The sequence below is a fragment of the Streptomyces sp. UNOB3_S3 genome (assembly GCF_020740895.1).
Classification (GTDB): Bacteria; Actinomycetota; Actinomycetes; order Streptomycetales; family Streptomycetaceae; genus Streptomyces.
The window spans coordinates 1-8,517 of the sequence record NZ_JAILXP010000315.1; the positions used below are offsets into that span (position 1 = coordinate 1).

The 8,517-nt window shown below is 74.7% G+C and carries 5 protein-coding genes; 4 read left to right on the forward strand and 1 reads right to left on the reverse strand.

Annotated features, from left to right (window positions below; translation table 11 throughout):
* Window positions 1–52 precede the first annotated feature (52 nt).
* Genes K6I33_RS27085 through K6I33_RS27095 form a run of 3 tightly spaced genes read left to right on the forward strand, consistent with a single transcriptional unit; the run spans window position 53 to window position 6,337 of the window.
* Complete coding sequence (locus K6I33_RS27085) at window positions 53–3,049, forward strand: glycosyltransferase (protein ID WP_229357152.1); 2,997 nt, start codon at window positions 53–55, stop codon at window positions 3,047–3,049.
* Window positions 3,046–5,601, forward strand: coding sequence for a glycosyltransferase (locus K6I33_RS27090; RefSeq protein WP_229357153.1), 2,556 nt, complete (start codon window positions 3,046–3,048; stop codon window positions 5,599–5,601). Before K6I33_RS27085 ends, K6I33_RS27090 begins: the two co-directional genes overlap by 4 nt.
* Window positions 5,602–5,641: 40 nt before the next feature.
* A complete protein-coding gene (locus tag K6I33_RS27095; protein WP_229357154.1) occupies window positions 5,642–6,337 on the forward strand; it encodes a hypothetical protein in 696 nt (231 codons plus the stop codon).
* Window positions 6,338–6,405: 68 nt separating this feature from the next.
* On the opposite strand, the gene K6I33_RS27100 is transcribed toward K6I33_RS27095, so the two are convergent.
* Entirely contained in the window at window positions 6,406–7,899 is a 1,494-nt protein-coding gene (locus K6I33_RS27100) for an alpha/beta hydrolase (RefSeq protein WP_229357155.1), read from the reverse strand.
* A gap of 97 nt (window positions 7,900–7,996) precedes the next feature.
* Here K6I33_RS27100 and K6I33_RS27105 point away from each other — a divergent pair.
* On the forward strand, window positions 7,997–8,517 hold a 521-nt coding region (locus K6I33_RS27105), incomplete at its 3' end, for a MerR family transcriptional regulator (protein ID WP_229357156.1).

The following is an 8,517-nucleotide window of genomic DNA, read 5'->3' on the forward strand; positions in this document are numbered from 1 at the left end:
TCGTTCACCACGCCCCCGCCGCCCCTGCCGCCCCCGCTGTCGGGGAGGCGGGATGAACCCGACGGACCTGCGGACCGCCCTCCCCGCCACCCAGGACTGGCAGGGCCGTCACGTCGTCGTGTGCAACTGGCGCGACGGTCGTCATCCCCAGGCGGGCGGTGCCGAGCTGTACTGCGAGGAAGTCGCACGTCAGCTCCATGACGCGGGCGTCCGCGTCACCTATCTGACCTCCCGCCCCCAGGGCGCCGCCCGTCGTGAGGACACCGGCTTCGGCGCGGTGGTCCGTGGCGGCGGCCGGTTCACCGTCTACGCGTTCGTCCTGCTGTGGCTGCTTCGCCACCGCCGCTCCATCGACGCCGTCATCGACTCGCAGAACGGCATCCCCTTCTTCACCCCCCTCGTGCTGCGCCGCCGCACTCCCGTCGTCCTGCTCATCCACCACGTCCACCAGGGCCAGTTCGCCCTGTGGTTCCCCCGCCCCGTCGCCGGCCTCGGCCGCTGGCTGGAGGGGCGGGGGAGCGGCATGGTGTACGGGCGGCGCGCGGTATGCGCCGTGTCACCCTCGACCCGGGCCGAGATCCGCCGAGGGCTCGCCGTACGGGGCCCGGTGCACTTCGCGCCCGCCGGCCTCGACACGCCCCCGCCACCCACCGCGCCGCGCCACCGCGCGCCCGCGCCGCGCGTCGTCTGCGTCGGCAGGCTCGTCACACAGAAGCGCGTGGACCGGCTCGTCCACGCCATGCCCGCCCTGCGCCGCGAACTGCCGGGCGCCGAGCTGCACATCGTCGGCGACGGCGAGGCACGCGAAGGGCTCACGGCGCTCGTGGACGAACTGGGCGTCGGCCACTGCGTCGTCCTGCACGGCCGCGTGTCGCAGGAGGAACGGGACGCCCTCGTCGACTCAGCGTGGATCACCGCCACCACCTCGCTCGCCGAGGGGTGGGGGCTGTCGGTGATGGAGGCCGCGGCGGCCGGGGTGCCCGCGCTCGCCTACGACGTCCCCGGCCTGCGCGACACCGTCCGCGACGGCGTCACGGGCTGGCTCCTGGGCCCCGACGACGACCTCACCTCCGGGCTCGCCAAGGCCCTGCGCGCCGTCGAGTCGCCGCGGGACGCCGCCCGCTGGGACGCCGAGTGCCGGGCGTGGGCGGGCAGGTTCAGCTGGACGGCCACCACCGCCCACCTGCTGGCGGTGCTCACCGCCGAGGACGGCCGGCTGCGTGGGACCGGCCGGGGGAAGGCCGTCGAACGACGCACCGTCACCGACGCCTGCACGCTCGTCAGTGCCCCGGCCGAGCTCCTCGAACGCGCCGACCTCACCGCCCTGCGCACCACGGACCTCATCGACCTCACGGGCCCCCGCCCCGGGATCCTGCTGCTCGGCGCCGACGAACGGGACGCCGAAGCCGTCCTGGCCCGCATAGGCGTCGACCCCGGCGACGAGCGGGTGTCCGTCCGCCTCGCCCGCCACTACGACATCCTCGGCTGGCAGGCCCACCCCCCTGCCCGGGCGCGACGGCATGAACCGGGCCGCCGCCGCGCCACCACCCGCGCCGTCGTCCTCGGCGCCCTGCCCGCCCTCCTCGCCCTCGCGCTCGCCCTGCGACTGACCTCCATCGGGCGCTCGTACGACGTGCACGTCGACGAGCTCTACTACACCGCCATCAGCCGCCACCTCGCCGACGGCCAAGGACCCGTCTTCGACGGCCAGTTCTTCGCCCTCCATCCGCCCGCCCTCTTCGCCCTTCTCGCGGCGTTCATGCGCGTCACCGGCCGGGCTTCCGGCGACCTGCTGCACCAGGTGCTGGACCTGCGGCCGGTCGTGGCCGTCACGGGTGCGCTGACCGTCGTCGCCGTCACCGCACTGTTGCGTCGTACGGTCCGGAGCCCGCTGGCCCTGGCCGCCGGGCTGTTCCTGGCCCTGGACCCGTTCCTGAACCGCTTCGACAGCCGCGTCATGCTCGAATCCCAGGCCACGGCCGCCGCCGCGCTCGGCATGCTCGTACTCGCCCGCACCCCGGCGACCCCGCGCGGCCGGACCGCCACCGGCGTGGGCGCGGGGCTGCTGTTCGCGCTCGCGATCACCACCAAGGAGCCGTACGCGCTGGGCACGTTCGTGCCCGTCACCGTCCTGGGGCTCGCCGCGCACGGCGAGGTGCGGCGGATGAGGCTGACGGCGGCCGCCGTCACCGTCGCCGGGTACGCGGTGTACGTCGTGACGGTGGTGGCGACCGGCAACTGGGCGCCCTGGTGGGCGCAGAAGACCGACGGCATCGCCCGCGCCCTGGGCATCAAGCAGATCAGCGGCTTCAACAGCGCCGACGGCACGGTGTCGTTCACTGACCGATTGCTCGTCCAGCTGGGCCAGTTCGCCGTCCCCTACGCCCTGATCGCCCTCGGCACCGCCGCGACCGCATGGCTGCTGTGGTGCCGCGCCCGGCGCCCCGGAATCTTCACGGTCCGCCCCGGGCGGACCCTGATCACGGCCTGGGCGGCCTGCACGCTGCTGCACCTGATGTACGCGGTGGCGGTGGGCACGCTGGAGGAGCAGATGTTCTATCCGCTGGTCGTCACCAGCACCGCCGCCCTCGCACTCACGCTCGACGTCCTCCTCCGGTCCAGGACCATGGCGACCAGGACGGTCGCCGTGCTCGCCGCCCTCGCCCTGGCCGCGAACGCCGTCGTCTGGGTGCGCGTTCACACCCGGCACGACGACGCCCTCCGGCGGACCCTGGCCTGGTCCCGTACGCACCTACCGGAGGGGAGCGTCGTCGCGGCCACCGACGAGGGTTCGTCCTTCGTCCTGCCCGGCGCCCGGCTCGCCGACTGGCGGACCACGGCCGACCTCAGGCGCGACCGCGTCGACTACCTCGTGCTGTCCACCGAGCTGGTGAAGCAGGGATACGCGCGCATCGGCACCCGGCTGCCCGGTGTGCTGGAGCGCGAGGCCCGGCTCGTCCACAGCGAGCCCGGCAGGACCGTCGGCGCGCTGCGCGTGTACGACGTGCGGGCGCTGGTCGCCGGCTCCGGAAAGGCGGGGCGACGATGACGACGACCGCCGCTCCCGCCGTGCCCCGGCAGAAGACGACGGCGCGGGGAGCCCTGCCCCTCGCCCTCTCCGCCGTGCTGGTCGGCATGGGCAACTACGGGCTCTCCCTGTTCCTCGTCCACCGCCTGTCCGCACCCGACTTCACCGTCTACGCCGCCGTCTCCTCGGTCCTGCTCAGCGTGGGCACCCTCGCCGGTGCCACGGTTCCCTGGGTGCTGGCCCGCGAGGTCGCCGACAGCGCCCCGGGCAGCGCACGACGGCGGACGGCGGTGCGCACCTGCCTGTGGCTGGCGCTCGGCCTGTCCGTCCTGACCGCCGTCGCGGCGTGCGGGGCCGTCGCCTCGTACGCCGGTCCGGGCCCGCTCGCCGGGCTGGCGGCGGCCTGCGTGACGCTGTGGCTCAACTCGGTGGGGGCCGGATACCTCCAGGGGCGCGAGCGCTTCGCCGGGCTGGCCGTGCTGCGGGTCGCCGAGGTGGCCGTCCGCGCCCTCGTCACCGTCGGGGCCGTCGCGGCCGGGTGGGGGAGCGCCGGGGCCGTCGGCGCGTTCGCCGCCGGGGCGGCCGTCACCTCGGCGGCCGGGTTCGTCGCCCTGCGCGGGGAACTGAGGCGGCCCGAAGCGGTCGAACCGACGCCCGGACGCCACGGGTTATGGCAGCACGCCACCGCCATCGGCGGCATCCAGGTACTCACCTGTGTGCTGTTCACGCTGGACGTGGTGGTCGCCACGGCGGTGCGGGGCGGCTCGGCCGACCTGGCGCCGTACCAGGCGCTGCTGGTTCTTGCCCGGGTGCCGCTGTTCCTGTCGACCGCCCTGGCCACCGTCGTCTTCCCCCGGCTCGCCGCGGGCCCGTCCCCGGCGGGCAGCGCTCACTTCCATAGCGTGTTGCGACTGCACTGGTCCATCGGCGCCGCTGTCACCGTCACCATCGCCACCTGCCCCGACGCGGTGATGGGGATTGCGCTGCCGCAGCACTACACCGCGTCAGCCATACTGCTGCCGCCGCTGGCCCTGGCCGGGTTCGCGGGCGCCACGACCGGCCTCGCGGGCGTCGTGTTCCAGACCTGGGGCCCGGCCCGGCCGGCTGTCGTGACGCTCGCTCTCGCCTGCCTGGCCGGAGGCGTCGGCTATGCGCTCACCGCCGCCCACCCCCTGGCGCTGGCCTGGTGCTCCGCTGCCGTGACCTGCGCCGTCGCGGTAGTGACGGTCGGGCTGGCGCGGCGTCGCGTACCCGGGCTCGGCCCGGCGGCGGGGGCCGCCGCACCGCTTGCCGTGGGTGCCGTGGCCTGCGGTGCGTTGTTCGCGCTGCGGCCGTACCCCGCGCTGTGGGCCCTCGCGGCGCTCGCCGTACTGGCCGGGGCGGCGCTCACCGTCCGCACCCGGCCCCGCCGTCCCGGCCCGTACCGGGTGCTCCACCTGGGCTTCGAGGACCCCCGGCGGCCCGGTGCGGGTGGTGGTTCGGTCCGTACGCACGAGGTGAACCGGCGGCTGGCCGCGCGCGGAGTCGAGGTGATCGTCGTCGTCGCCCCGTGGCCCGGTGCCACCGCGACCGTCCGCGACGGCGTCCGGTACGTGCCGCTGCCCGCGCACCTCGGGCCGCTGGCCCGCAGTCGTTTCGCCGCGCAGATCGCGTACTTCGTGGTCGTCGTCACCCGGCTGTCGTGGCTGACGTACCGTCATGACCCGGACGTCGTGGTGGAGGACTTCGCCGCCCCGTTCTCGTCCGTCTGCGTCCCGTACCTGACCCGCAGGCCGGTCGTCGGTCTGGTGCAGTGGCTGTTCGCGGCCGACAAGGCCCGCGAGTTCCACCTGCCGTTCGGCGCCGTCGAACGACGCGGACTCGCCTCCCACACCACGCTGCTCGCGGTCAGCGACGGTCTCGGCGCCGAGCTGCGCGAGCGCAATCCGGCGGCGCGCGTGGAGGTGATCCCCAACGGCGTCGACCCGGCCGCGTTCGACCGGCCCTCCGCCGAGCGCGGTGACCACGTCCTCTACCTCGGCCGTCTGGAGACGACCTCGAAGGGCCTGGATCTGCTCCTGCGCGCCTACGCCCTCGCCGCCCCGCACACCACCGCCGACCTGCACATCGCCGGCGACGGCCCGCACGCCGCCGAAGCCCGCGCCCTGGCCGCCGACCTCGGCATCGCCGACCGCGTCCACTGGCTGGGCCGCGTCGACGGACCCGCCCGCTTCGACCTCCTGGCCTCGGCCCGCCTCGCCTGCGTGCCCAGCCGCCAGGAGACCTTCGGCATGGTCGCCGCCGAGGCCCTGGCCACCGGTACCCCCGTACTGGCCTTCGACATCCCCCGCCTGCGCGACCTGGTCACCGACGACGTGGGCGTACGCGTCCCACCCGGCGACCTCCACGCCTACGCAGACGCCCTGACCGCCCTCACCCGCGACCCGGCCCGCTGCGCGGCGCTTGGCGCGAAGGGGCCACCGACCGTGGCTCACCTGGACTGGGACCGGATCGCCACCGCACAACTCGCGGCCTACCACCGGGCCGCGCCCGGGATCCGGCTCCCGCACAAGGCACCCGTCACCGACGGGTGACCACTCACCGAGAGAAACCGAGAGAAGAGGAAGAAAAGACATGGCATTCCACATCAACCAGGGCAACCCGAACCCGCTGATCCTGGAGCCGGGAGCCAACGCCTCGTTCACTATCGAGGTGTACGTCGACGGCAACCCGGTCGAGCCCGGCGAGATCATCCAGGTCAAGCTCCCCGAGGGCCTGGTCTTCCCCCCGACCGGCGAGATCCGCTTCATAAACCTGGACTCCGGTATCAACCGGCCGCTGCCGATCGAGAGCCGTGACCCCGACGGGCGTCTCGTGCGCTTCAAGGCCGAGGCCATCGGCAACAAGCCGGAGGGCTTCTACTCCGTGAACGTCCTGGCGGCGGCGACCGCCGCCCCGGGCGACCGTACCGTCCCGGACGGCCTCACCATCGGCGCCACCTCGGCGAAGCTCAGCTTCCGCGTGAGCGCGCCGCAACCCGTGGAGCGGCGGGTGTACGGAACGGTCGCGGCCAGCGGGGCCGTCGTCTCCGGCACCGGGTTCACCTCGGTCCGGTCGGCGACCTCGACCTTCACGATCACGTTCGCCAGGCCCTTCACCTCCCCGCCGTCCGTCGTGGCGACCGCGGCGGTGGGCCTTGCCACGCCGATCGTCACGGTCCACAGCGTCTCCACGACCGCTGCCGTGATCTTCACCGCCAACCCGGGCGGCACCTGGAGCCCCCAGCCGTTCCACTTCATCGCCATGGGCCTCGCGGCCCCCACGGCGTAACCGCGTCCCCTTCCACCGGCCCCTCCGCCACCCTGGCGGAGGGGCCCCTTCCCGTTCGTTCCCCCGGATCAGCCCTCCAGGTGCCCCAGCACCGCCCCCATCGCCCGCTCCACGGCCCGCCGCGCCTCCTCCGTATGATCGAGCGTCTCGAACCCGTGGTGGCCGAGCGGCACGTCGACGATCTCGACGGCGGCCGCGCATTTCTCGGCGGCGGCCAGGAACTCCGGGACCGTCGCCGCGATCTCCGGCCGTTCCAGCTCCACCCGTGTGAGGACGAACGGCAGCCGGCCCGCCCGCTGTATCGCCTCGGCGGGCCGGAACCGGTCCGGGACGGTCCCGGGCCAGTTCGGCATCGGCGCGAGGACGGGATAGGTCGCGGCCACGCAGCGCAGCCACGGCGGGGAAGTCGCCAGCCAGTCCGCCGACAGCAGTCCGCCGCCGGAGAAGAACCACAGCGCCACGCGCTCCGCGTCGACGCGCGGGTCGGCCCGGACGAGTTCGACGGCCGCCGCGACGTCCTCGGCGGCGCGCCCGAAGTCGGCCAGGTCGTGCAGCCGGTGGTCGACCGTCACGCCGACCGCTCCCAGGCTCGCCGCGTACCGGCCGTAGCCGGTGAAGGTGGCCGAGTCCCGGGGCGTCGGCCGCACGTCGGCGGGGAACGGGCCGCCGTGGACGAACACCACCGCCGGCCGGGGCCCGTCGGCGTCCGGAAGGTGGAGATCGACCCGCCCCACGCGCTCGCGGGGCCGCTCCGGCACGTCCAGGAGGAACGAACCCCGGCCCGGCCCCTCGTCCACCGACAGCCGGTGCCCCTCGCCCGCGGCGGCCCGTACGAGCACCCCGGCGAGCTCGGCCGGGCACGAGAGCATCGGCCAGTGCCCGGTGGAGAGCTCGAAGAAGCTCGCCCGGGAGTCGGCGAGCGCCCGCATCCGGGGGTCGCCGAGCCGTACGAACGCCTCCACCATCTCGATGCTGGAACCGTTGGCGGTGCACAGCACACCGGTCGTCGGCAGGCCGGAGACCTCCTCCGACAGCCTGAGCGGCTGGGTGAACGTGCCGGCCGGCTGCGGCGCGGCGAGCCGGGTCAGCCGCTCCAGCCCTTCCTGCGGGACGCCGTCGAGGCTGCCCCAGCGTCCCCACTCGTCGAGAACCGGCGCGGGGACCGGCCGGTCGCCTCCGTCCCACCCCGCCAGCAGCTCGTGGACGACCGGGTCGGGCACCCACTTGAGCGGCGCGTCACCGTCCTGCGGCAGACCGGAGTCCAGATAGACGATCCGGGCCACGCGCCCCGGGCGGCGCCCGGCGGCGCCGAGCACCGGGTGGATGCCGTAGCCGTGCCCGACCAGCACCACCTCCGGCGCGTCCACCTGGTCGATCACCCGCGCCACGTCCTCGATGTGCGTCTCCAGGTCCGTCCCCGGCCCGGCCGGGCGGGCCGGGTCGCCCAGGCCGGTGAGCGTCACCGGGTGCGCCTCCGTCCCCGCCGACCTCAGCCCCGCGATCACGTCCTGCCAGATCCAGCCGCCGGTGAATGCCTCGGACACCAGAACGAATGCCGTCATGCGCGTCTCCTCGTACGCCGTCGTCCACGGGCCGGCCGATCGGGCCGCCCGCGCTCGTCGGTACGGTAGGAACTCCACCTGGGGGAGGTTCAACCCGTTGTCCAGCGACGACACATGGAGCATCGGAGAGCTCGCCGAACGCGCGGGCACCACCGTCAAGACCGTCCGTTTCTACTCCGACCGCGGTCTGCTGCCCGAGGCCCGGCGCAGCACCGGCGGCCACCGCCGGTACGGCCCCGAGGCCCTCGACCGGCTCCGGCTGATCCGCTCGCTGCGCACCCTGGACCTGCCGGTCCCGGACGTCGGGCGGGTTCTCGGCGGGGAGGACGCCCCGGACGGCGCTCGGGACGGCGCTCCGAACGGTGTCCTGGACGGCGTCCTGGAGGACGTCATCGCGGAGCGGCTGCGGGAGATCGGCTCGCGGATGGCCGCCCTGCGCTGGCGCGAGGCCGCCCTTCAGCTGCTCCGGGACTGCCCGGCCGGGGAGCGCGCCGAGCGGCTGCTCCTGGTCGGTTCCCTCTCCACCCCGCCCAGCACGGCCCCGCTGGCGCGCTTCTGGCGGGCCTGGATCCCCCCGAGGCTCCCGGCCCGGCTCGCCTCGGCGATCATCGACCAGGC

What these genes read in the sequence shown, in the direction of transcription:
- K6I33_RS27090 (WP_229357153.1), top strand. Translation starts at nt 3,046, where the DNA reads ATGACGACGACCGCCGCTCCCGCCGTGCCCCGGCAGAAGACGACGGCG.
- K6I33_RS27100 (WP_229357155.1), bottom strand. Translation starts at nt 7,899, where the DNA reads ATGACGGCATTCGTTCTGGTGTCCGAGGCATTCACCGGCGGCTGGATC.
- K6I33_RS27085 (WP_229357152.1), top strand. Translation starts at nt 53, where the DNA reads ATGAACCCGACGGACCTGCGGACCGCCCTCCCCGCCACCCAGGACTGG.
- K6I33_RS27095 (WP_229357154.1), top strand. Translation starts at nt 5,642, where the DNA reads ATGGCATTCCACATCAACCAGGGCAACCCGAACCCGCTGATCCTGGAG.